We start from the raw sequence: 23,604 nt of genomic DNA on the forward strand, positions 1-23,604 counted from the left end.
ATGAGTTCCGGTCATGCCCTGCTGGCCGTCGGCGGGGCGTTCCTCGCCGCCGGTGTCATCGCCAGAGCCGGCGCCCGCATCGGGCTGCCCACCATCCCCCTGTTCATGCTGGCCGGATTCGTCTTCGGCCCCAACACCCCCGGACTGTCCCTTGTGGACGATCCCAAGGAGCTCGGTGTCCTCGCCGGGCTCGGTCTCGTCTTCCTCCTGTTCTACCTCGGTCTCGAGTTCTCCCTGGACGACCTCGCGAAGGGCGGGCGAAAACTCGTCTGGTCCGGGCTGGTCTACCTGATCCTCAACATCGGCGGCGGGCTCGCCTTCGGCTTCCTGCTGGGCTGGGGAACCCGGGAAGCGCTGGTCATCGCCGGTGCCGTCGGCATCTCGTCGTCGGCGATCGTCACCAAACTCCTGCTCGAAGCCCGCCGGATGAACAACCCCGAATCCCGGCTGATCATGGGCATCATCGTGATCGAGGACCTGTTCCTCGCGCTGTACCTGGCGATGCTGCAGCCGGTGCTGTCCGGCGCGGGCAGCTTCGGCTCGGCCATGGCCGACTTCGGCAAGGCCTTCGCGTTCCTGATCGTGATGGCCGCGCTCGCCCGCTGGGGCGGCCGGGTGGTGTCGAAACTGTTCGGTTCGGCCGACGACGAACTGCTGACAGTCTGCTTCGTCGGTGTCGCCGTCATGGGCGCCGCCGTCGCCGAAGAGGTCGGGGTGTCCGACGCCATCGGCGCGTTCATGGTCGGCATGATGCTCGGCGGATCGAAGGTCGCGCCGCGCATCCACAAGCTGGTGCTCCCGCTGCGGGACGCGTTCGGCGCGCTGTTCTTCTTCATCTTCGGGCTCAGCATCGACCCGAACGCGGTCGGTTCGGTCGTCGTGCCGGTGCTGATCGCGGTGGCGCTGACGATCGTGCTGAACCTGGGCGCGGGCGCGCTGGCCGCGCGGCTGAACGGGTTCGGCCGTCAGGAGGGGGTGAACATCGGGCTGACCGTGCTCACCCGGGGCGAGTTCTCGCTCGTGCTCGCCGCCATGGCGACCGCCGCCGGACTGGACTCGCGGGTCGCGCCGTTCGTCGCTGGCTACGTCCTCCTGCTGGCCGTGATCGGTCCAGTCGCGGTCATCCGGTCGGAGAAACTCACCTGGCTGCTACCGGCGAGTATCGTCCGGGAGGATTCGACCACCCGGGACCGCGACGAGCCGGCACCGGTGACGTGACGAGGAGGCCTGGGTGACCGAGCGGTTCGGCGGCTACCAGAACGAGATCTACCTGCAGGGGCTCGGCGGGACCTTCCCGCCGTGCTCCACCGACGCCACGAAGCTGGAGGAGTCGGCGAGGGAGATCCTGGAGCCCGGTCCGTTCTGGTACGTCGCGGGCTCGGCCGGTTCGGGTGCCACCGCCCGCGCCAACCGGGAGGCGTTCGACCGCTGGCGCCTGGTGCCCAGGATGCTCACCGGCTCCACCGAACGCGATCTTTCGACGACGGTCCTGGGGACGCGCGTACCGGCGCCTGTCCTGCTGGCGCCGGTCGGTGTCCAGTCGATCGTGCACGAGGGGGCCGAGCCGGCGGTCGCGCGGGCCGCGACGTCGGTCGGCCTGCCCTACGTCATGTCGACGGCGTCCTCGACGAGCATCGAGGACGTCGCGGAGGCCAGCGGCGACGGGCAGCGCTGGTTCCAGCTGTACTGGCCCACCGACAACGAAGTCTGCGCGAGCATCCTGGCCAGGGCGAAGGCCGCGGGCTTCACCACGCTCGTGGTCACGCTCGACACCTGGACCCTGGCGTGGCGCCCGAACGACCTCGACCAGGCGTACCTGCCGTTCATCAAGGGCGAGGGACTCGGTGTCCCGCTGAGCGACCCGGTGTTCCGCGGCCTGCTGGAGAAGACGCCGGAAGAGGACCCGCCCACCGCGATCCTGCGGTGGATCTCGATGATCACCGGCAGCGATCTCGCCTGGGACCGGCTGCCGTTCCTGCGCGAGCACTGGGACGGGCCGATCGTGCTCAAGGGCATCCAGCACCCGGACGACGCGCGCCGCGCCGTCGACGCCGGGATGGACGGGATCGTCGTGTCCAACCACGGCGGCCGCCAGGTCGACGGCGCCGTCGCCTCGCTCGACGTGCTCCCGGAGATCGTGGCCGCGGTCGGTGAGCGGCTCGAGGTCCTGTTCGACTCCGGGATCCGCACCGGCGCCGACATCGCGAAGGCGCTCGCGCTGGGGGCGAAGGCCGTGCTGGTGGGGCGGCCGTGGGTCTACGGCCTGGCGCACGCGGGGGAGGAGGGTGTCCGGCACGTGCTGCGGAGCCTGCTCGCCGACCTCGACCTGACCATGGGCCTGTCCGGGCACCGGACGCTCGCCGACCTCACGCCTGCGTCCCTCCGGCACGCCTGACCAGCAGGATGTCGTCTCCGGCATATTCGGAGGCCCTGATCGTCACGCACGGCTATCCTGGTGCCGGTCATGGCTGGTTCCACAACTTCCCCGCTCGGCGCCCTGCGCGCTCGCCTGCCCGATTTGATGTCGCGCGACGAGCACCGCCTCCGGCGCCGGCTCGACGGTGCCCGGAAAGCGCGCGACGGCGAGAGCGCCGCCGCGCAGATCGAGGCCGACATCGAGGCCGCCGAACTGCGGGTCACCCGCCGTCGCGACGGTGTCCCGAAGATCTCCTATCCCGAAGAGCTGCCGGTCAGCCAGCGTAAGGACGAGATCGCCGCGGCCATCCGCGACCACCAGGTGGTGATCGTCGCGGGCGAGACCGGCTCCGGGAAGACCACCCAGCTGCCGAAGATCTGTCTCGAACTCGGCCGCGGGATCCGGGGCCAGATCGGGCACACGCAGCCGAGGCGGCTGGCCGCGCGCACGGTCGCCGACCGCATCGCCTCCGAGCTGAACACCGAACTCGGCGAGGCCGTCGGCTACAAGGTCCGGTTCACCGACCAGTCCGGTCAGGACACGCTGGTCAAACTGATGACCGACGGCATCCTGCTGGCCGAGATCCAGACCGACCGGATGCTCCGGCAGTACGACACGCTGATCATCGACGAGGCGCACGAGCGCAGCCTCAACATCGACTTCATCCTCGGCTACGTCAAACAGCTCCTGCCGCGCCGTCCCGACCTCAAGGTGATCATCACCTCGGCGACGATCGACCCCGAGCGGTTTTCCCAGCACTTCGGCGACGCGCCGATCGTCGAGGTCTCCGGCCGGACGTATCCGGTCGAGGTCCGCTACCGGCCGATCATCGACCCCGACGATCCGGACGCGGACACCGACCGAGACCAGACGCAGGCCATCTGCGACGCCGTCGACGAACTCCAGCACGAGGGACCTGGCGACGTCCTGGTGTTCCTCTCCGGCGAGCGGGAGATCCGCGACGCCGCGGACGCCTTGTCCAAACAGGACCTCAAGAACACCGAGATCCTCCCGCTGTACGCGCGGCTTTCGTCGTCGGATCAGCATCGGGTGTTCCAGCGGCACACCGGGCGCCGCGTCGTGCTCGCCACCAACGTCGCCGAGACGTCGCTGACCGTGCCGGGCATCAAGTACGTCGTGGACCCCGGCACCGCCCGGATCTCGCGCTACAGCCACCGCACCAAGGTCCAGCGGCTGCCGATCGAGCCGGTGTCGCAGGCGTCGGCGAACCAGCGCAAGGGCCGCTGCGGCCGGACGTCGGACGGGATCTGCATCCGGCTCTACTCCGAGGACGACTTCGACGCGCGGCCCGAGTTCACCGATCCGGAGATCCTGCGGACCAACCTGGCGTCGGTCATCCTGCAGATGACCTCGCTCGGCCTCGGCGACATCGCGGCGTTCCCGTTCGTGGAACCGCCGGACCGCCGTCAGGTCACCGACGGCGTCCAGTTGCTGCAGGAACTCGGCGCCTTCGAGATGTCGGACGGCAAGAAGCTCACCGAAACGGGCCGCAAGCTCGCGCTGCTCCCTGTCGACCCGCGAATGGCGCGGATGGTCCTGGAGGCCTCGCGCAACGGCTGCGTCCGCGAAGTGATGATCATCGCCGCCGCGCTGTCCCTTCAGGACCCGCGTGAGCGGCCCGCGGAGAAGCAGCAGGCGGCGGACGAGCAGCACGCGCGGTTCGCGGACAAGACGTCCGACTTCCTGGCGTACCTGAACCTGTGGGAGTACGTCAGCGAGCAGCAGAAGGCGTTGTCCTCCAACCAGTTCCGCCGCCTGTGCCGCAACGAGTACCTGAACCACCTGCGCATCCGCGAATGGCAGGACATCTTCAGCCAGCTGCGTCAGCTGGCCAAACCGCTCGGTATCACCCTCAATTCGGACGGCCCGGCCGATCCGCAACGTGTGCACACGTCGCTGATCGCCGGGCTGTTGTCCCATGTTGGGCTCAAGGATCCGGCCAAGGGCGACTACCTCGGCGCGCGCGGGGCGCGGTTCTCGGTGTTCCCGGGTTCGGCGCTGTTCAAGAAGCAGCCGCGGTTCGTGATGTCGGCCGAACTGGTCGAGACCTCGCGCCTGTGGGGCCGGGTCAACGCGCGGATCGAGCCGGAATGGATCGAGCCGCTCGCCGGTCACGTGGTGAAACGGAACTACTCCGAGCCGCACTGGGAACGCAAGCAGGGCGCGGTGATGGCCCTGGAAAAGGTCACGCTGTACGGCGTCCCGCTGGTCGCCGACCGCCGCGTCAACTACGGCCGGATCGACCCGGAGACGAGCCGCGAGCTGTTCATCCGGCACGCTTTGGTCGAGGGCGACTGGGAGACCCGGCACCACTTCTTCCGTGAGAACCGCGCGCTTCTCGACGAGGTCGAGGACCTGGAGAACCGCGCCCGCCGTCGCGACATCCTGGTCGACGACGAGACGCTCTTCGAGTTCTACGACCAGCGCGTCCCGGCCGACGTCGTCTCCGCGCGGCATTTCGACAGCTGGTGGAAGAAGACGCGGCACACCGAGCCCGATCTGCTGAGCTTCGAGAAGACGATGCTCATCAACGAGACCGCGGGGGGCGTGCGCGAGGCCGACTACCCCGACTTCTGGACGCAGGGCAGCCAGACCTTCAAGCTCACGTACCAGTTCGAGCCGGGGGCGGACGCGGACGGCGTCACCGTGCACATCCCGCTGCCGGTGCTGAACCAGGTCACCGCGGACGGCTTCGACTGGCAGGTCCCCGGCCTGCGCGAAGAACTGGTGACGCAGCTGATCAAGTCGCTGCCCAAGGCGATCCGGCGCAACTTCGTGCCGGCGCCCGATCACGCGAAGCTGGTGCTTTCGCGGGTCGGCCCGGCCGACGGGCCGCTGTTGCACGCCGCCGCGGACGAACTCGAGGCCCTGCGCGGGGTGGTGATCCCCGACGACGCCTGGCAGCTGTCGACGGTCCCCGAACACCTGAAGATGACCTTCCGCGTCGTCGACGTCCGCGGCAAGAAGGTGTCCGAGGGCAAGGACGTCGAGGCGCTCAAACGAGACCTGAGCGGCCAGGTGCGCGCGACGATCTCCAAGGCCGCCGACAGCATCGAGCGTCAGGGCCTGACGACACCGGCGTTCGGCGAGCTGCCGAAGGTGTTCGCCAGCAAGCAGCGCGGGCACGACGTCAAGGCGTATCCGGCGCTGGTCGACGAAGGCGGCACCGTGGCGGTGCGGCTGCTGGACACGCCGGGGCAGCAGGAAGCGTCGATGTGGGCGGGTACGCGGCGGATGCTGCGGCTGAACATCCCGTCGCCGATGAAGTTCATCACCCGCAACCTCGGCAACTCCTCGAAGCTCGTGCTGAACCGGAATCCGCACGGTTCGGTGGCGGCGCTGCTCGAAGACTGCGTCGACTGCGCCGTCGACAAACTCGTGGCCGAAAACGGCGGACCGCGCTGGGACGAGGCCGGTTTCGCCGTCCTGCTGGAAAAGGTGCGCGCCGGGCTGAACGCCGGAGTGCTCGACGTGCTGACCAACGTCGAGAAGATCCTGCGCGCGGCGAACGACGTCGAGACGCGGCTGTCCGACACCCGCGGCCCGGCGGATTCGCTCGCGGACGTCCGGGCGCAGCTGGACGGGCTGGTGCACAAGGGTTTCGTGACCGAAACCGGGCAGGACAGGCTGAAGCACGTCGTCCGGTACCTGCGGGGGATCGAACGGCGGCTGGAGAAACTCCCGACCGAGCCGACGCGCGACATCCAGCGGACCGGCGACATCGCGTGGCTGCGCACCGAGTACAAGACGGCGCTGGACGCGCTGCCGCCGGGGACTTCGTCTCCCGCGCTACGAGAGATCCGGTGGATGATCGAGGAACTGCGGGTCAGCTTCTTCGCCCAGACGCTCGGCACCGCCCACCCCGTCTCGCTGAAGCGGGTCATCAAGGCTCTCGACGACGCCGCCGCCTCCTGACCCCGCGAGTCCCGTCTCCAATCACGTATGTTCCGTCTCCAATCACGCGAGTCCCGTCTCCAATCACGCATGTCCCGTCTCTGATCACGCATGTTCCGCGGCGGGGAAGCGGGACATGCGTGATCAGAGGCGGAACTCGCGTGATCGAAGGCGGATCTCGCGTGCTTGGAGCCGGGACTCACTTCGCGTCGGCGTAGGTCTCCACGGCGGCGATGTGCAGCGGGAACCGGACCGGGCAGGCGGCCCCGAACAGCATCCGCGCCGCCTCGGCCATGCTGTCCATAATGGACTGCGAGACCTCGTCGGCGAACTCGGCGGGGGTGTGCACCAGGACCTCGTCGTGCTGGAAGAACACCAGATGCGCGGGGTCGGGAAGCTTGCCGCGCAGGGTCGCCAGCAGGACCGCGGTCATGTCCGCCGCGCTCGCCTGCACGACGAAGTTCCGGGTGAACCGGCCCCAGTTGCGGGACGCCTGGCGCGCCTTCACCTCGCCGGCCTCGTCCTCCGCGACACCGCCTGTCAGCGCGCGCCAGGCCTCCGACGGCGCGGGTGAGGTGCGGCCCAGCCGGGAGCGGACGCGCTCGCCGCGTTCCCCGGCCTGCGCGGCACGCTCCACATAGGACACCGCGTCCGGGAACCTGGTCCGCAGCAACGCCAGCAGCGGCCCCGCCTCCCCGGACGTGCCGCCGTACATCGCCGACAGCATCGCGATCTTCGCGCGGTCCCGATCGTCCCTGTCGTCCCAGACCGGCACCGGCACCCGGCGCACTCCGGAGAACATCGCCTCGGCGAGGCTCGCGTACAGATCGGTGGACGCGGCGACGTCGGCCAGTTTGCGGTCCCCGGACAACGCCGTCAGCACCCGCGGCTCCAGCTGCGCGGCGTCGGCGACCACCAGTTTCCAGCCCGGATCGGCCCGGACGCAGGTCCGCAGCACTTTCGGGATCTGCAGCGCGCCCCCGCCCCGGCTCGCCCAGCGTCCCGAAACGACCCCGCCGACGATGTAGTGCGGGCGGAACCGGCCGTCGTGCACCCACTCGTCGAGCCAGGTCCAGCCGTTGGCCGAATGCAGCCGCGCGAGCTCCTTGTACTCCAGCAGCGGAGGGACGGCGGGGTGGTCGATGTCGCGCAGCAGGTACTTCCTGGCCGAAGTGACCTCGATGCCCTCCCGTCCGAGCGCCCGGACGACGCTGGCCGGGGCGTCCGGGTTGACCGGGCGCCCGCCGAACGCGTCGCTGATCTTCGCCGCCAGTTCGACCAGTTTCTTCGGCCGGTGCCCGGCCGGGACGCGCGGCCCGAGCTGGTCGGCGAGCAGCGCGAGGTGCAGATCGGCCCGCCACGGCAGCCCGTCGGCCGACATCTCGGCGGCCGCCAGCGCGCTCGCCGACTCGGCCGCGAAGAGCAGCCGAAGCCGCTCCGGATGCTCGGTGACAGCGACCCGCTTCTCCTGCTCGGCCAGCACCCGGCGGGCGGCCTCGATCATGGTGACGCCGTCGGGCAGCCGGGGGCCGCGCGTCTCGAACAGCGTCGGCTGGTCGTCCTCGGCCCACAGTGGCGGCTCGTCGGCGGGCGCCTCCTGCCCGTTCGCCCTGGCCAGCGCGGCACGCAGGCTCCGCGACTCCTGCGGGCGGCCCTCGTGAGCCAGGAGCAGTCCCTCGGTCAGCGTCAGGTCGTGACATCGCCGCACCCGGACGCCTGCCTTGATCAACGCCGGGTACGCGCGTTCGACGGACGCGAACACCCAGCGAGGGGAGTGCTCCGCCTCCAGACCCCGTACCTCGCTCACGAACTCCGCGAGCTTCAGGCCCTGACGCAGCGGCTGCCCGGTAATCGAGATCGCGAAGCCGCCCTCTTCCTCTTGACCTGCGATCGCCTGCACACTCACATTGTGGTGGTTCCCACCGACATTTCTGTCACCAGACGGCTAGTGCGCCTGCGCTATCGGTCGGCTACTGTCGAGTAGCAACCCATACCGCCGGTACGCGAACCACCCACCGTCGGCATGGTGTCTCGCCGCAGCAGCAACGGAGGTGCCCGGATGAGAAACCCCACCGGCCTCGCCACCCTGGTGGCGGGCAAGGTGACCGAGACCGTGCGGAGCATCGACGTGATGCGCCAGGCGGGCCTGCTCCCGATCCCGCGGGTCGACGAGGGCCTGCGTTCGCTGGTCATGGTGCGGAAGTGGGGTCCGTTCGCCGGGGCGAACATGATCGCCGCCCGCCGGGACCCGACCGCGACAGGCATCATCGACGAGCTCGGCCCGCTGACCTTCAAGCAGCTCGACACCCAGTCGAACGCGCTGGCCAGGGCCTGGGCCGAACGCGGACTCGGCCCGGGTTCGGTGATCGCCGCGCTGTGCCGCGACCACCGCGGTCTCGTGCTGACGATGCTCGCCTCCGGCAAGCTGGGCGCGAAGCTGCTGCTGATGAACACCGGGTTCGCCAAACCGCAGCTCGCGGACGTCGCGAAGCGCGAAGGTGTCACGGCGCTCGTGTACGACCAGGAGTTCACCGCCCTGCTGGACGCGGTCGAAGGCGACGTCGAGCACTACCTCGCGTGGGTCGATTCGGACACCGCACGCCCACGGGACATCCCGGTCGTCACCGAACTGGTGGCCAGCACCGACGACCGCGTGTGGCCCGCGCCCGCCAAACCGGGTGGGTTCATCCTGCTGACCAGCGGCACCACCGGGACGCCGAAGGGCGCGCCGCGACCGCACACCTCCGCGCTCGCGTCCGCGCAGTTCCTCGACCGCATCCCGCTGCGGACCGGCGAGGCGACCTACATGGGCGCGCCGCTGTTCCACGGCACCGGGCTTTCGCAGTTCATCCTGTCCTTCGCGCTCGGCTCGAAGGTCGTCATGCGGCGCAAGTTCGTGCCGGAGGAGACGCTGCGCGGAGTCGCGGAGAGCCGGTGCACCACGCTGGTCCTCGTGCCGACGATGCTGCAGCGGATCGTCGACCTGCCCGAAGAGATCCGGGCCAAGTACGACACCTCGTGCCTGCGGATCATCTTCGTCGCCGGCTCCGCGCTGTCCCCGGACCTCGGGAACCGCGCGACCGCCGCTTTCGGCGACGTCGTGCACAACCTCTACGGCTCGACCGAGGTCGCGGTCGCGACTGTCGCCACCCCCGAGGACTGGCGCAAGGCGCCGGGCACGGTCGGCCGCGCGCCGGTGGGCTGCAAGGTCGCGCTGTACGACGAGAAGGGCGGCAAGATCACCGAGCCGCACGTCACCGGCCGGGTGTTCGTCGGCAGCGGGCTGAGCTTCCAGGGCTACACCGACGGCCGGAACAAGGAGATCATCGACGGGCTCCTCTCCAGCGGCGACGTCGGCCACTTCGACGAGGACGGCCTGCTGTTCATCGACGGCCGTGACGACGAGATGATCGTCTCCGGCGGCGAGAACGTCTTCCCGATCGAGGTGGAGAACCTCTTGGTCGAGCGTGAGGACGTGCTCGAGGCGGCCGTCATCGGCGTCGACGATCCCGAGTTCGGGCAGCGGCTGAAGGCGTTCGTGGTGCGGGCCGACAAGTCGGACCTGGACGTCGACGGGGTGCGCGAGTACGTCAAGGCCAACCTCGCCCGGTACAAGGTGCCGCGCGACGTGGAGTTCCTCGACGAGCTACCGCGCAACGCGACCGGGAAGGTGCTGCGCAACAAGCTGCACTAGTACTCCCAGTCGATGCCGAAGACCCCGGGACCGAAGTCGAGCGCGACGGCGTGGACGCCGTTGTTCTGATCGAGCTTCAAGTCCCGGCGATCCAGCGGCGACGTGCCTTGCCTGCTGTATTGCCAGCACCTCGCGGGGATGGTGTCCGGGTCGAACCGGATCTCCAGCAGGTACTCGCGCACGGGGCGCCGGAATTCGCGGTAGTGCGTGTTCCGGCACTCCGGGTACGGCGGCCCGGGGTTGGTCAGGGAGTACTCGATCAGGTGGGTCTCGCCGCGGTCGATGGGCCGGTCGAAGAGCAGTTCGGCCACCGTGAGCCCGTGTTCGTCGTCGACCTCGGCGCGGCCGACGTGGCAGTTGCGCAGTGTGTTCAGCACCGGTGGGCCCGCCCCGGGATCGCCTTGGGCGTAGACCAGCAGCCAGCGGTCCTGCCCGTCCGCGCCCGCCTGGAACACCGCCCGCGCGGTCACCGCGCGTTGCCCGCCGTCCTCGGCGATCTCGCACAGGTCGTGCAGGCCGACCAGCTTCAGCTGATGGTGCTGTTCGAGCGCGTTGGGCGCGCCGACCTTCTCCAGCAGTGCCTGGAGCGCTTCGAGCGGGAAAGTCAGCGGCTGCTCGGTCGTCGCCCGGCTCCGGCGTGACGACGCCCCGCGCGGCCGCGGCGGCGGCAGCAGGCTGAGCAGTGAACCGGCGGGGATCGCCAGGACCTCCTCCAGGACCCTGACCGCGGAGAGTGAGCTCTGCCGCTCCGGCTGCCGTTTCCCGGACTGCCAGTAACTCAATGCGGTGACGCTGACCGACGCACCGCGAGCCAGGAGCCGCGCCTGGATACGGTCGAGACTCAGGCCGCTGGTGGCGATGGCCGAGCGCAACGCCGTGGCGAACGCGGTCCGCGGCTGGTCTTCATCGTCCGTGGTCACCCGGTCCGCCGCGCTCCCCGCCACCATATGCCGCCCGACCGCCCCCGCCTGCTGTTTCGCGCCACCGTCCGATTGATAACAACACGAATAACTTTATCAGTCGGGGGTAACACCCCAGGGGCGCCTTCTGCCAGGCGAAAACGCCTTTCCGGACGAGCGTCACTACTCCTTTTGGCCTAGTACTGGTAACTGTGAATCATTGCCCGCCCCCTGGCGCACCGGCTTGCATGGCCTCAGCAACGATCATCCTCCCGGGTGATCCGCACGGCGCGGCAGGAAGGGAACCAGTGAGCAAGTCCCGGAAGAACCTGAAGTCCCGAAAGACCCGTAGCGGCCTCGTGGCGGGTGTCGCCATCGCCGGTGTGACAGCGGCTGTCGCCACGTTCGGCGCGGGTGCGGCCAGCGCCGACCAGCAGGGCGAGATCCGCGGCGCCGGCGCGGCCAACGCGGTCGGCGGCAGCTACATCGTCGTCCTCAAGCCGACCGCGGTCGGCCAGGGCGTGGCCGCGGCGAACGAGATCACCGCGAACGTCGCTTCCAAGGCGCAGGGCCTCACCGGTCAGTACGGCACCACGCTGTCCCGCACGTTCGGCTCGGCGCTGAACGGCTTCTCGATCAAGGCCGACGAGGCCGCCGCGAAGCGTCTCGCCGCCGACCCGCAGGTCGCGTACGTCGTCCAGAACAAGACGTTCAAGATCAGCGAGACCCAGGACAACCCGCCGTCGTGGGGCCTGGACCGCGTCGACCAGGCGGACCTGCCGCTCGACCAGAAGTACACCTACCCGACGAAGGCCGACAACGTCACCGCGTACGTCATCGACACCGGTGTCCGCGGTTCGCACAAGGACTTCGGTGACCGCGCGACCGGCGGCAAGGACTTCATCGACAACGACGACACTCCCCAGGACGAGCACGGCCACGGCACGCACGTCGCCGGCACCATCGGCGGCACGGACCACGGCCTGGCCAAGGGTGTCAAGATCGTCGGCGTCCGCGTGCTGGACGCCAACGGCAGCGGCACCACCGAGGGCGTCGTCGCCGGTGTCGACTGGGTCGCGGCGAACGCCAAGGGTCCGTCGGTCGCCAACATGAGCCTGGGCGGCGGCGCGGACGACGCCCTGGACGAGGCGGTCAAGGGAGCCATCGGCAAGGGCGTGACCTTCGCGCTCGCGGCGGGCAACGAGTCCGCCGACGCCGGCACCACCTCCCCGGCCCGCGTCAAGGAGGCCATCACGGTGGCCGCCAGCGACAAGACCGACAAGCAGGCCAGCTTCTCGAACTACGGTTCGGTCGTGGACCTGTACGCCCCGGGTGTCGACATCACGTCGTCGTGGGGCACCGGTGACGACGCCACGAACACCATCAGCGGCACCTCGATGGCTTCGCCGCACGTCGCCGGCGCTGCCGCGCTGTACCTCTCGGCCCACCCGGACGCCACTCCGGCCCAGGTCTCCGAAGGCCTGGTCGCCGCGGCTGCCGACGGCAAGATCAGCAACCCGACCGGGGGCACCGCGAACAAGCTGCTCCAGGTGAAGTAAAGCCCTATCGGACAGGCTGCCCCCGGCGAACTCCAGGCGCCGGGGGCAGCCATCCGTCCGAGGGGCGCCGGACTTGTTACCAACGGGTAAGCTCCAGCCATGGTCCTGCGGAAGAACATCCTGATCACCGGGGCGAGCTCCGGACTCGGCGAGGGAATGGCCAGGCAGTACGCCGCCAGAGGCCGCAATCTGGCGTTGGCCGCCCGCCGTCTCGATCGGCTCGACGCCCTCGCCGCGGAGCTCAAGAAGGCGTATCCCGGCATCACCGTCGTCACCCGGAAGCTCGACGTGAACGACCACGACCAGGTCTTCACCGTCTTCGAGGAATTCCGTGAGGAGCTCGGCTCCCTCGACCGCGTGATCGTGAACGCGGGCCTCGGCAAGGGACAGCCGATCGGCTCCGGCCGGTTCGACGCGAACCGTCAGACCCTGCAGACGAACTTCCTCGCCGCGGCCGCCCAGATCGAAGCCGCCGTCGGCATCTTCCGCAAGCAGAAGGAAGGCCACCTCGTCGTGGTTTCCTCCTTCTCCGCTCTTCGCGCCTTCCCCGGCAACCTGACCGCGTACGCCGCTTCGAAGGCGGGCGTCTCGGCGCTGACCGAGGGCACCCGCATCGAGCTGATGAAGACGCCGATCAAGGTCACCCAGCTGCTGCCCGGGTTCATCGAGTCGGAGATGAACGTGGACATCTCGAAGATCCCGCTCGCCACCAAGGCGGAGGCGGGTGCGCAGGCGCTGGTCAAGGCGATCGAACCCGAGAAACCGAAGGCGTTCGTGCCGTCGTGGCCGTGGAGCGTGCTGGCGAAGGTGTTCCGGTTCGTGCCGGTGTCGGTGCTGAGGAAGTTCGGGTGACCCTGTCCGCGGACAAGACCGTCGAGGTGCGCGGCGAGGACGCTTTCGACCCCGCCGCCGTGCACGCCTGGCTGGCCGGACGGGTGCCCGGGCTCGGCGAATCGCCGCCCGAGGTCCGCCAGTTCCCTGGCGGCGCCTCGAATCTCACCTACCTGCTGACCTATCCGGACCGACAGCTGATCCTGCGCCGCCCGCCGCTGGGGCACAAGGCCGCGTCCGCGCACGACATGCGCCGCGAGTTCCGGGTCCAGCAGGCGCTGCGGCCGGTCTTCCCTTACGTGCCAGAGGTTCTCGCCTTCTGCGACGACGAAGCCGTGCTCGGCGACGACTTCTACGTGATGGAGCGCCTCGAAGGCCTGATCTTGCGGGGAGATCTGCCCGCAGGGCTCGATCTGCCGCCGGAAAGCGCGCGCGAGCTGTGCGGCAAGGTCGTCGACAGGTTGGTGGAGCTGCACGCCGTCGACGTCGAAGCCGCCGGGCTGGCCGATCTCGGCAAGGGCTCCGGTTACGTCGAGCGCCAGGTGCGCGGCTGGTCGGGACGGTTCCTCAAGGCGCGCACGGAGAACGTCCCGGACTGCGCCGAGGTGATGGCGTGGCTGAAGGAGAATCGGCCGTCCGAAGTGAAGATCTGCCTGATCCACAACGACTACCGGCTCGACAACCTGGTGCTCGACGACGACCTCGACATCGTCGGTGTCCTGGACTGGGAGATGGCGACCCTCGGCGATCCGCTGATGGAGCTGGGCAGCACCCTGGCGTACTGGGTGCAGGACGACGATGACGACGTCATGAAGCTCAGCCGCCGTCAGCCGACGCACGTGGCGGGGATGTACACACGCGAGGAGTTCGTCCGGCGGTACGCGGAGCGATCCGGCCTCGGAATCGGCGACTGGACGTTTTACGAGGTGTACGGCCTGTTCCGGCTCGCGGTGGTGATCCAGCAGATCTACTACCGGTTCCACGAGGGACAGACGGCCAACCCGGCGCTGAAGGATCTCTGGCAGTTCGTCGGCTATCTCGACGGGCGCTGCCGCCGGATCATCGCGAAGGGGCAGGCGTAAATGGGCGCGATCTACCTGGTCCGGCACGGCCAGGCTTCGTTCGGTGCGGAGAACTACGACCAGCTCTCGCCGCTTGGCTTCGAACAGTCCACTGTGGTCGGTGAGGAACTGCTGCGGCGCGGCGTCGAGTTCACCCAAGCGCGGTCGGGTTCCTTGGCCCGCCAACGGGACACGGCCGCGACGGCGTTGAAGGTGCTCGGCTCCGGGGCCGTCGTCGTCGAGGACGAACGCTGGAACGAGTACGACCACGTCGACATCGCGAAGTACCACGCGGACGGCGTGCGGCAGAACGATTCCAGGGCGTATCAGTCCGCTTTGGACAGTGCTTTGAGTGCCTGGGTCGCGGCAGGGGATTCCGGTCCGTGCGCCGAGACCTGGCCTCAGTTCTTGGAGCGGGTCAAAGCTGCGCTGGCGGATGTCGTGGCGTCGCTGGGCAAGGGTGAGCATGCCGTCGTGTTCAGCTCCGGTGGCGTGATCGCGACGGTCTGCGGCGCGCTCATGGGCACGCCCGAGGCGGGCCTGCTGAGGCTGAACCGGGTCACCGTCAACGCTGGCATCACCAAGCTGGTGTCCGGCCGCGGCGGGGTGACCCTGTTGTCGTTCAACGAACATCCGCATTTCGAGGCGGAAGCCGCGGAACTGCTCACCTACCGCTAGGAGACACGAGATGGCGTTCGGCGAGGTCACGGTCATCCCGGTCAACGGGCACGGTCCCGAGGACGTCGTGGTCGACGATCAGGGCCGGATCTACACCGGCGTCGACGACGGGCGGATCCTGCGCGTCTCGCCGGACGGCAAGCGGATCGACGTCCTCGGCGACACCGGCGGCCGCCCGCTGGGGCTGGAGTTCTTCGGCGACGACCTCCTGATCTGCGACGCCAAGGCCGGGCTGCTCACCATGCCGCTGGCCGGTGGCGCCATCACCACGTTGGCGACGTCGGCGGTGGGGCTGGACTTCGTGTTCTGCAACAACGCCGCCGTGGCCGCCGACGGCACCGTGTACTTCACCGACTCGTCGCGGCGCTTCGGCATCGAGAAGTGGCGCGACGACCTGATCGAGCAGACCGGCGGCGGCAGGCTGCTGCGCCGGACGCCCGACGGGAAGATCGAGCAGCTCGCCGACGGTTTCCAGTTCGCCAACGGCGTCGCGCTGCCGCCCGACGAGTCCTACGTCGCCGTCGCCGAGACCGGCGCCTACCGGGTCGCGCGCGTGTGGCTCACGGGCGACAAGGCGGGCACGCGGGACTATCTGGTCGACGACCTGTGGGGCTACCCCGACAACATCTCGACCGGCAGCGACGGGCTGATCTGGATCACCGTGGCGAGCCCGAAGGTGCCCGCGCTTTCCTTGATACAGAAGCTTCCCGCGCCGCTGCGGGCCGGTGTCCGCGCGCTGCCGACGGCCCTGCAGCCCGCGCCCGCGCGGGAGTGCGGGGTGCGCGGGGTGACCCCGGACGGGAAGCAGGTCCACGAACTGCGCGGGGAGATCGACGGGTTCCACGTGCTCGTCGGAGTCCGCGAACAGGCCGGGAAGCTGTACTTCGGCTCCCTGGAGGATAACGCGATCGCCGTCACGTCAGTCTAGGCAGAATTCGTTGCCTTCCGGGTCGTTCATCACGATGAAGCCGAGGCTCAGCGGCTGCTCGGGCTCGAAGCGCTGAACCCGCTTCGCGCCGAGGGCGACGAGCCTGTCGCACTCGGCCTCGAGCGCCGCCATGCGCTCGTCCCCCTGGAGCCCGGGAGCGGCCCGGATGTCGAGGTGGACGCGGTTCTTGGCGATCTTGTCTTCGGGGACCTGCTGGAAGAAGATCCTCGGCCCTTCCCCGTCGGGGTCGTTGAGGGCCGAGCGGCTGTTGCGCTGCTCCACGGGCACGCCGACCCGCTCGAGGAACTCGTCCCACGCGTCCAGCGGATCGGTGCCCTCGGGCACCTCGACCCCGGGCGGGCCGGGGTGGACGTAGCCCAGGGCGTCGCGCCAGAAGGTCGACAGGGCTTTCGGGTCGAGGGCGTCGAAGCTGACCTGGATTTCGCGGCTCTTGCGGTTCATGGGACCACTCTGACATGCCTAGCGGACAGGATCGGTCCGCTATCTCTGGCATTCTGGCGGTATGGAGGACGAGCGGGGCACGACCGAGCGGGTGCTCACCCTGCTCGGACTGCTCCAGCAGCGCGCGGTGTGGACCGGCCCTGAACTGGGCGAACGGCTCGGCGTCACCCCGCGCACGATCCGGCGGGACGTCGAGCGGCTGCGCGCGCTGGGCTATCCGGTGCAGGCCGGCAACGGTGTCGGTGGCGGCTATCAGCTCGGCGCCGGCCACGACATGCCGCCGCTCTTGCTCGACGACGAGGAGGCGATCGCCACCGCGGTCTCGCTGCTCGCCGGCGCGGGCAGCGGTGACGCCACGCTCCGGGCGCTGACGAAACTCGACCGGGTGCTGCCGACCAGGCTGCGGCACGAGGTGCGAGCGCTGTCCGGCTCGGTGGTCTCCTTCGACGGAAGCCGCGCGCCGATCGACCCCGACATGCTGATGACGCTGGCTCGCGCGTGCCGCGACGAGGTCGAGGCGGGCTTCGGGTATCCGTCCTCCTCTGGGGTCGCTACTCGGCGGGTGGAGCCGTACCGCCTGGTGGCTTCCGGTCCGCGTTGGTATTTATTGGCTTTCGACCTGGACCGCGACGACTGGCGCACTTTCCGCGTCGACAAGATGACCGAGGTTTCCGTGCGGTCGTGGCGTTTCCGTCCGCGTCCGGCGCCTGATGCGGCGGCTTATGTGCAGGAGAACGTGGCGAGCCGGGTGTATCGGCATCAGGCGCGCTTTCTGGTGCATGCGCCTGCTTCGGTTGTGCGGGAACAGATTCCGGCTTCGGCGGCGGTGGTTCGCTCGCGTGGACGTTCGCGGTGCGAAGTGTTGAGTGGGGCCGGGGATCTCGACTTCTTGTTGATGCATGTGGTGTTGCTGGGGCATTCTTTCGAGGTGATCGAGCCGGTGGAACTGGGGGAGCGGTGCCGGGTGCTGGCCGAACGGTTGCTGGGGGCGGCGGTTTCGGGGTCGTGAGAGATCGCCGCGATGATCAACCGTGTCGTGGCGGGCTGGATCAACTACTATGGGCGCTTCTGCAAATCCCTGTTGATCAGCTTCCTTGCCGATCGGATCAATCCTCATCTGGTCCGGTGGGCCATGCGCAAATTCAAACACCCGCACCGGTGGCCATCGAAAGCCCGGAAGCGCATCGCCCAGATCGCTAGCCAATACCAGGGCATGTTCGTACATTGGCGACATGGTGCACTCCCGGCAGGTTCGACAACGGGAGCCGAACAGACGGTTCGGCATCACCGTGGCCGCAACCGGTCCAGTGCCGACTGGCTCTCCTCGTCCGCGGCGCGGTAGATCACCAGCAGCTGGTCCGTATCTTGAAGTGGCGTAAGCGTTTCGAAATCCACCGCGATCGTGCCGACGTCAGGATGTCGCAGCACCTTGCGTCCGCGGCCCTTGACCTTGACGTCCTGCTCGGCCCACCAGTGCGCGAATTCCTCGTCGCCCGCGGTGAATTCGGCGATGAGGTCGGTCAACGCCTGATCCTCCGGATGCGCGGCCCACGCGGCGCGCAGGTGGGCGACGCTCTCCCGCACGACCCGTTCGCGGTCGACGTAGAACTCGCGCGTTCCCGGATGCATCAGGCACAGCCACATCGAATTGCGCTGCGGCGGTGGCAGGGTGTCGAAATCCAGGAGCAGCCTCGCCATTTCGCCGTTCCAGGCCAGGATGTCGTAGCGGTGGTTCATCAGCATGGCCGGCAGCGGCGACAGGTCGGCGACCAGCCGTGCCAGTGGCGCCGCCGCGGTGGTGGCGAGCTTGTCGGCGGTGCGGGGGCGCTGCTGGGCCAGGTCGAACAGATAGGCGCGTTCGTCCGGGGCCAGGCGCAAAGCGCCCGCCAGCGCCTCCACCACGTCCGCCGAGGGCCGCAGCCCGCGGGCCTGTTCCAGCCGCACGATGTAGTCGATGCTGACCCCTGCCAGTTCGGCGACCTCTTCGCGGCGCAATCCCGGGGTCCGCCGGGCCTGCCGACGCGACGGCAGGCCGAAATCGTGCGGGTCCAGGCGCTCGCGCCGGGTCCGCAGGAACGCGGCCAGCTCCTGGGACGTGTCCACGGTGCGGGTCATGATCTTCGATTCTACAGAAGGGTAGGACTGCCGTTCCCAGGAAGTTCTTTCCCTTATCCCCTGTTCGCGGTGGTCGCAGACTCGCTTTCGACAACCGATCACGAGCACAGGAGGCCACGATGTCGCTCACCCTCGACACGTACCGGCTGCTGGGCCGCTCCGGGCTGCGGGTCTCACCGCTGGCGCTGGGCGCGGCGACCTTCGGCACCGAGTGGGGCTGGGGCGCCGAGCAGGACGACGCGCGCAAGCTGTTCGACCTCTACGTCGAGCGCGGCGGCAACTTCATCGACACCGCGAACACTTACACCAACGGCAGCTCCGAGCGCCTGTTGGGCGAATTCACCCGCGAGAACCGCGAGAGCCTGGTGCTGGCGACGAAATACTCGACGCTGAGCCGCCCGGGCGATCCGAATTCCGGGGGCAGTCACCGCAAGACCTTGTTCGCGTCGGTGGAAACCAGTCTGCGACGGCTGAACACGGACTACCTCGACGTGCTCTACCTGCACGTGTGGGATTTCACGACGTCGGTCGACGAGGTCCTGCGCGGCCTGGACGACCTGGTCCGCCAGGGCAAGATCCTGTACGTGGCGATGTCCAACGTCCCGGCCTGGCAGGTGTCACGGATGCAGGCGATCGCCGACCTGCGCGGCTGGTCGCCGCTGGTCGCGCTGCAGGTCGAATACAACCTGGTCCAGCGCACCGCGGAACGGGACCTGATCCCCATGGCACGCGAGCTGGGGCTGGGAGTGATCCCGTATTCACCGCTGGCAGGCGGGGTGCTCGCCGGCAAGTACAGCCGTGACGACCTGACCGCGGCGAAGGTCGACGCCGACGGCACCCGCAAGGGCTTCAACATCGCCAACGGCGACGTCACCGAACGCAACCTCGCGATCGCGGACGTCCTGAAGGAGGTCGCCACGGAGATGGGCCGCCCACCCGGCCAGGTCGGACTGGCCTGGACCCTGCAGAACCCGGGCGTGACGGCACCGATCATCGGCGCACGCACCCCCGCGCAGCTGGAGGACAACCTGGGCGCACTGGAGGTCGACTTCACCGCCGCCCAGCTGGTCCGCCTCGACCAGGCCAGCGCGATCGAACTCGGCTACCCACACGATCTGCTCGCCGGCGACAGGGGCCGCGCGTTCAACAGCGGTGATCTGTCGATCGAGACCCGCGGCTGATACCCGACCGATCACACCGGACGTCCGCGGGTCCGACCCCTCGGCTGTATACCCGCGAGCATCACGAGTTCGATGAGGGGGTCACCGGCCGGTCCACCGAGGCGAGCGTCCAGCCGTCCAGGCCGCATAGAACTCCCCGTGGTCCTTGGCCGTCATCAGTAAAGCCTGCGTGATCGCTTCGAGTTCGATGGAACTCCCCAGGTCCATGTCCAGTTCCCGCGTCAGCAACACCTTCGTCGTGCTGTACGCCAAGGCAGGCCCGTCGGCCAATCGTCGTGCCAGAGAGGAAGCAGCAGAAGCCAAGTCGGAATCCGGGACCACCTGCGAAGCCAGTCCGATGGCCTCCGCCCGCGCGGCGTCGACCTTGTCGCCCAGCATCAGCAGTTCCGTCGCCCGGCCCAAACCGACCAGCCGCGGCAGCAGGTACGCCGAGCCCATGTCCGCCCCGGCCAGTCCGACCTTCGTGAACAGGAAAGCGAACTTCGCCGACGACGCCAGAAGCCGGAAGTCGCTCGCCAGCGCGATCACCGAACCCGCGCCCGCGGCGACACCGTTCACCGCGGCGATCACCGGGATGGGGCACTCGCGCAGCGCTTTCACCACCGCCCCGGTCATGCGGGTGAACTCCAGCAGCTCGGCGGACTCCATTTTCTGCAGTTCGCCGATGATCTCCTCGACGTCGCCGCCGGAGCAGAACCCTCGCCCGCGGCCGGTGATGACCAGCACCCGGACGTCGCCGCGGTGCGGCAACTCGGCCAGCAGGTCGCGCAGGTCCGCGTAGATGTCGAAGGTGAGCGCGTTCAGTTTTTCGGGGCGGTCCAAGGTGACCGTGGCGACGCCGTCGTCCACGGTGAACTCGAAGTGTTCCCAGTTCGCCGTGATCGGCGGCGTGGCGCGGAACGGGCTCATGACTGGATCCCACCTCCATCGAGGACGAGTGTCTGTCCGTTGATCGCGGCGGCTTCGGCCGCCGCGAAGAAGGTCACCGCGTGGGCGACCTCGTCGGGTTCGAGCAGGCGGCCGAGCGGGGACGCGGCGGCGAGGGCGGCTTCCGCGTCGGCCTCGTCGCGGCCGGTGCGTTCCTGGATCCGGGCCACCGAGGCGGCCGTCATGTCGGTGCGCACGAAGGCCGGGCAGACGGCGTTCGCGGTGACGCCGGTGCCGGCGACCTCGGCGGCGGTCGCCCGCATCAGGCCGACGGCGGCGTGCTTCGACGCGGTGTACCCGGCTGTGTAGCGGTAGCCGATATGCGACGCCGTCGAGGCGACGGTGACGATCCGGCCCGTGTCGCGCGACCGCATGCCGGGCAGAACAGCGCGTGTGCAAAGGAAAGCACCGGTCGCGTTGACCTCGAACTGGGTCCGCCATTGTTCCAGCGACGTCTTCGCCAGCGGCGCGCTCGCCGAGATCCCGGCGTTGTTCACCAGCACGTCCACCGGGCCGAGGCCGTCGAAGTACCGGGCGACGGCGTCTTCGTCGGTGACGTCGCAGTCGGCCCGGCCGGGGGCGTGCACCTTGTCCCCGGCGGCCTGGAACCGGGCGGCGATGGCCGCGCCGATCCCGCGTGTCCCGCCGGTGACGACGACGATCCTGCTCACTCTGCCTCCACCCGGCGCAACGCGCGCCGATCGAGTTTTCCGTTGGCGGTGCGGGGGAGTTCGGTCACGAACACCACCTCGCGCGGATATTTGTGCTTCGCCAGCTGGGTCCGCGCGTGGTCCTTCAGCTCTTCGGGGGTGACGGAAGCGTCCTCCGCCAGGACGACGCAGGCCCGCGGGACCACCAGGCCGTCGACGGTCACGCCCAGCACCGCGCAGTCGACGACGGCGGGGTGCCCGATGAGACAGTCTTCGATCTCGCTCGGCGCGACGAACACACCGGACACCTTCAGCAGGTCGTCGGCGCGGCCGTGGTGGTGGAAGTACCCGTCGGTGTCGCGGCTGAAAAGGTCGCTGGTGCGCAGGCTTTCGCCGTGGAACGTCCGCGCGGTCTTCTCCGCGTCGCCGTAGTACTCGCGCGCGATCGTCGGACCGGTGACCTCCAGGGTGCCGATCTCGCAGTCCGGCAACGGATCGCCGCTCTCGTCCAGGATCCGCGCGGTGTAGCCGGGGACCTCGCGGCCGAGGCTGCCGACCCGCTGCGCACCGGGCACATTGGACAGATAGATGTGGTACGCCTCCGACGAGCCGATCCCGTCGATCACCGGGACACCGAACAGGGCGTCCCACTTGCGATGCAGTTCCGAGGGCAACGCCTCGCCCGCCGACGTCGCCAGCCGCAGCGAGCTCATGTCCACAGTGGATGCCGAGGGGTGGGCGATCATCGCGCTCATCATGGTCGGCACGTTGACCAGGATCGTCGGCCGGTAGCGCTCGATCAGCGAGAACAGCAGGTCGGCGGTGCTGCGCTGGGGGAACACGATCCCGGACGCGCCGACGCCGAACGGGAACAACGCGGTCAGATCCCGCGCGTAGCCGAAGAACAGTTTCGGCACGGCCAGCACGCGGTCGTCCTCGCGCAGGCCGAGCACGCCGAGCGCGTACCGGTCGAAGCTCTCCAGCGCGCTGCGCGCCGGGTGCACGCACGCCTTGGGCGAACCGGTGCTCCCGGTGGTGAACTTCCAGATCGCGACGTCGTCCAGCGTGGTCGGCGCGGCCTCCAGCTCGGCCGAGGCTGCCGCGACGAGCGTGGCGAACGAGTGCTCGCCCGGTTCCAAGGCGGCATCGCCGATCGCCAGCAGGTTCCGCGCCCCGGCCTCGCGCAGCGCGGGCAGCGTCGAGCCGTCCGCGATGACGACGACGGCCTCGGTATAGGCCAGGTAGTACGCGTAGTCCTTGGGCTGCAAGAAGGAGTAGACCTCGGCGGTCACCGCGCCGATCTTCTGCGCCGCGTACCAGACGGCCACGAACTCGACGCTGTCGTTCAGCGCCAGTAGGACCCGCTGTCCACTTCGGACACCGAGGTCACGCAGCACGTTCCCGGCCTGGTTCACCAGCGCGGCCAGTTCCGCGTACGTGACTTCCTGGTCGCCGCACAGCAACGCCGTCCGCTCGCCGGGGAGGCGGTCGACGAAATGGGTCGCCAGGTTGAAGGTCATACCAGCTCCCGGATCGCTTCGACCAGGATGTCGGTGAGCACCGAGAAGGTCTTCTCGCCTTCTTCGGCGCTCGCCTGGGCGGGGGTTCCGCAGTAGGCCTCGGTCATCCCGGCCGAGGCGAAGTCCGTGACTCCGCCGCGCGCCAGGTCGACGTGGACGGCGGGCAGCCCGCGCTGGACGACGGCGTCGACGAGGTCCGGCCGGTCGGCGAGCACCAGCGATGTCTCGTACTGCCCGGCGTGGCACTCGCCGGAGCGGAACTCGTCGGTGAGCCGCGCCGCGTACCGGCGGCGGACCAGGTCGACGAGGCCGACTTCGGCGGTCTCCGCCACGCGCCGCAGCACGGCCAGATGCGCCGGTTCGAAATGGTTGTTGACCAGCAGGATCCGGGGGAGTCCCTGCTCGACGAGCGCGCCGCAGATGTCGGTGAGCAGTGAGTACAGCGTCTCCTCGCCGATCGAGACGCCGCCCGCGAACCCGGCCGCGAACCTGGTCACGCCGTAGGGCACCTCTGGCAGGATCAGCACGCGAACGCCCGGATCGCCCGCCAGCCGGGCGGCGGCGCGTTCGCACATCCCCCGCGAGATCAGGGGGTCGGTGCCCAGCGGCGCGTGCGGTCCGTGCGGTTCGACGGCACCCACCGGCAGGAGCAGCACGGGAACGCGTGCGTCGGACGCGAGCGCGGCCACCTGACGCGAGCTCAACTCCGCGAAGTACGTCACTCGAATCAAGCTACACCGCAGCGGCCTGAGGTGTATAGAGTTGCGC

General features: G+C 69.1%; 20 protein-coding genes. 12 read left to right on the forward strand and 8 right to left on the reverse strand.

Annotated elements, in window-relative coordinates; genetic code table 11:
* The 3 genes from ACZ6YV_RS30540 (at position 1) to hrpA (ending at position 6,352) form a co-directional block, all read left to right on the forward strand.
* The gene (locus ACZ6YV_RS30540; protein ID WP_465512889.1) at positions 1-1,218 is read left to right on the forward strand and encodes a cation:proton antiporter; all 1,218 of its coding nucleotides are present in this window, start codon (positions 1-3) and stop codon (positions 1,216-1,218) included.
* Between the two features lie 13 nt (positions 1,219-1,231).
* Complete coding sequence (locus ACZ6YV_RS30545; RefSeq protein WP_465512890.1) at positions 1,232-2,395, forward strand: lactate 2-monooxygenase; 1,164 nt, start codon at positions 1,232-1,234, stop codon at positions 2,393-2,395.
* Positions 2,396-2,464: 69 nt separating this feature from the next.
* On the forward strand, positions 2,465-6,352 hold the full coding sequence (gene hrpA, locus ACZ6YV_RS30550; RefSeq protein WP_465512891.1) for an ATP-dependent RNA helicase HrpA: 3,888 nt from the start codon (positions 2,465-2,467) through the stop codon (positions 6,350-6,352).
* Positions 6,353-6,530: 178 nt separating this feature from the next.
* Here the strand turns inward: hrpA and ACZ6YV_RS30555 are convergent, their stop codons facing one another.
* Positions 6,531-8,237 carry a bifunctional 3'-5' exonuclease/DNA polymerase gene (locus ACZ6YV_RS30555; protein ID WP_465512892.1) on the reverse strand — a complete coding sequence of 569 codons (1,707 nt, stop codon included), beginning with the start codon at positions 8,235-8,237 and terminating at the stop codon, positions 6,531-6,533.
* 153 nt (positions 8,238-8,390) lie between these two features.
* Here ACZ6YV_RS30555 and ACZ6YV_RS30560 point away from each other — a divergent pair, with 153 nt between their 5' ends.
* Positions 8,391-10,025 carry an acyl-CoA synthetase gene (locus ACZ6YV_RS30560; protein ID WP_465512893.1) on the forward strand — a complete coding sequence of 545 codons (1,635 nt, stop codon included), beginning with the start codon at positions 8,391-8,393 and terminating at the stop codon, positions 10,023-10,025.
* Here the strand turns inward: ACZ6YV_RS30560 and ACZ6YV_RS30565 are convergent.
* The gene (locus ACZ6YV_RS30565; RefSeq protein WP_465512894.1) at positions 10,022-10,972 is read right to left on the reverse strand and encodes a hypothetical protein; all 951 of its coding nucleotides are present in this window, start codon (positions 10,970-10,972) and stop codon (positions 10,022-10,024) included. The genes ACZ6YV_RS30560 and ACZ6YV_RS30565 overlap by 4 nt on opposite strands.
* A gap of 260 nt (positions 10,973-11,232) precedes the next feature.
* Here ACZ6YV_RS30565 and ACZ6YV_RS30570 point away from each other — a divergent pair, with 260 nt between their 5' ends.
* The 5 genes from ACZ6YV_RS30570 to ACZ6YV_RS30590 all read left to right on the forward strand — a co-directional run bounded on the left by ACZ6YV_RS30570 (position 11,233) and on the right by ACZ6YV_RS30590 (position 15,981).
* A complete protein-coding gene (locus ACZ6YV_RS30570; RefSeq protein WP_465512895.1) occupies positions 11,233-12,483 on the forward strand; it encodes a S8 family peptidase in 1,251 nt (416 codons plus the stop codon).
* Positions 12,484-12,582: 99 nt separating this feature from the next.
* Positions 12,583-13,335: an SDR family oxidoreductase gene (locus tag ACZ6YV_RS30575; protein WP_465512896.1), complete on the forward strand. Its 753-nt coding sequence runs from the start codon at positions 12,583-12,585 to the stop codon at positions 13,333-13,335.
* A complete protein-coding gene (locus ACZ6YV_RS30580; protein WP_465512897.1) occupies positions 13,332-14,396 on the forward strand; it encodes a phosphotransferase family protein in 1,065 nt (354 codons plus the stop codon). Before ACZ6YV_RS30575 ends, ACZ6YV_RS30580 begins: the two co-directional genes overlap by 4 nt.
* Complete coding sequence (locus ACZ6YV_RS30585; protein WP_465512898.1) at positions 14,397-15,053, forward strand: histidine phosphatase family protein; 657 nt, start codon at positions 14,397-14,399, stop codon at positions 15,051-15,053.
* A gap of 10 nt (positions 15,054-15,063) precedes the next feature.
* A complete protein-coding gene (locus ACZ6YV_RS30590; protein WP_465512899.1) occupies positions 15,064-15,981 on the forward strand; it encodes an SMP-30/gluconolactonase/LRE family protein in 918 nt (305 codons plus the stop codon).
* On the opposite strand, the gene ACZ6YV_RS30595 is transcribed toward ACZ6YV_RS30590, so the two are convergent.
* Entirely contained in the window at positions 15,973-16,443 is a 471-nt protein-coding gene (locus ACZ6YV_RS30595) for a VOC family protein (RefSeq protein ID WP_465512900.1), read from the reverse strand. The two genes, ACZ6YV_RS30590 and ACZ6YV_RS30595, sit on opposite strands and share 9 nt — an antisense overlap.
* Positions 16,444-16,504: 61 nt before the next feature.
* Between ACZ6YV_RS30595 and ACZ6YV_RS30600 the strand changes: the two genes are divergently transcribed.
* On the forward strand, positions 16,505-17,452 hold the full coding sequence (locus ACZ6YV_RS30600; RefSeq protein ID WP_465512901.1) for a helix-turn-helix transcriptional regulator: 948 nt from the start codon (positions 16,505-16,507) through the stop codon (positions 17,450-17,452).
* 12 nt (positions 17,453-17,464) lie between these two features.
* Complete coding sequence (locus tag ACZ6YV_RS30605; RefSeq protein ID WP_465512902.1) at positions 17,465-17,785, forward strand: group II intron maturase-specific domain-containing protein; 321 nt, start codon at positions 17,465-17,467, stop codon at positions 17,783-17,785.
* Here ACZ6YV_RS30605 and ACZ6YV_RS30610 read toward each other — a convergent pair.
* Positions 17,728-18,561, reverse strand: coding sequence for a helix-turn-helix transcriptional regulator (locus ACZ6YV_RS30610; protein WP_465512962.1), 834 nt, complete (start codon positions 18,559-18,561; stop codon positions 17,728-17,730). The genes ACZ6YV_RS30605 and ACZ6YV_RS30610 overlap by 58 nt on opposite strands.
* 116 nt (positions 18,562-18,677) lie before the next feature.
* On the opposite strand from ACZ6YV_RS30610, the gene ACZ6YV_RS30615 reads away from it, so the two are divergent.
* Positions 18,678-19,739 carry an aldo/keto reductase gene (locus ACZ6YV_RS30615; RefSeq protein WP_465512903.1) on the forward strand — a complete coding sequence of 354 codons (1,062 nt, stop codon included), beginning with the start codon at positions 18,678-18,680 and terminating at the stop codon, positions 19,737-19,739.
* 81 nt (positions 19,740-19,820) lie between these two features.
* Here ACZ6YV_RS30615 and ACZ6YV_RS30620 read toward each other — a convergent pair whose 3' ends face one another.
* From ACZ6YV_RS30620 to ACZ6YV_RS30635, 4 genes are read right to left on the reverse strand one after another with little or no spacing between them, the layout of a single operon-like run.
* Positions 19,821-20,648 (reverse strand): enoyl-CoA hydratase family protein, encoded by an 828-nt coding sequence (locus ACZ6YV_RS30620; RefSeq protein WP_465512904.1) that lies wholly within the window; start codon positions 20,646-20,648, stop codon positions 19,821-19,823.
* Positions 20,645-21,337, reverse strand: a complete 693-nt coding sequence (locus tag ACZ6YV_RS30625; RefSeq protein WP_465512905.1) for an SDR family NAD(P)-dependent oxidoreductase — start codon at positions 21,335-21,337, stop codon at positions 20,645-20,647. The genes ACZ6YV_RS30620 and ACZ6YV_RS30625 overlap by 4 nt, the downstream gene beginning before the upstream one ends.
* Complete coding sequence (locus ACZ6YV_RS30630; protein WP_465512906.1) at positions 21,334-22,836, reverse strand: benzoate-CoA ligase family protein; 1,503 nt, start codon at positions 22,834-22,836, stop codon at positions 21,334-21,336. The genes ACZ6YV_RS30625 and ACZ6YV_RS30630 overlap by 4 nt, the downstream gene beginning before the upstream one ends.
* Positions 22,833-23,558 (reverse strand): creatininase family protein, encoded by a 726-nt coding sequence (locus ACZ6YV_RS30635; RefSeq protein ID WP_465512907.1) that lies wholly within the window; start codon positions 23,556-23,558, stop codon positions 22,833-22,835. Before ACZ6YV_RS30635 ends, ACZ6YV_RS30630 begins: the two co-directional genes overlap by 4 nt.
* Between the last annotated feature and the right edge of the window lie 46 nt (positions 23,559-23,604).

It is taken from the genome of Amycolatopsis sp. NPDC102522, assembly GCF_055584485.1.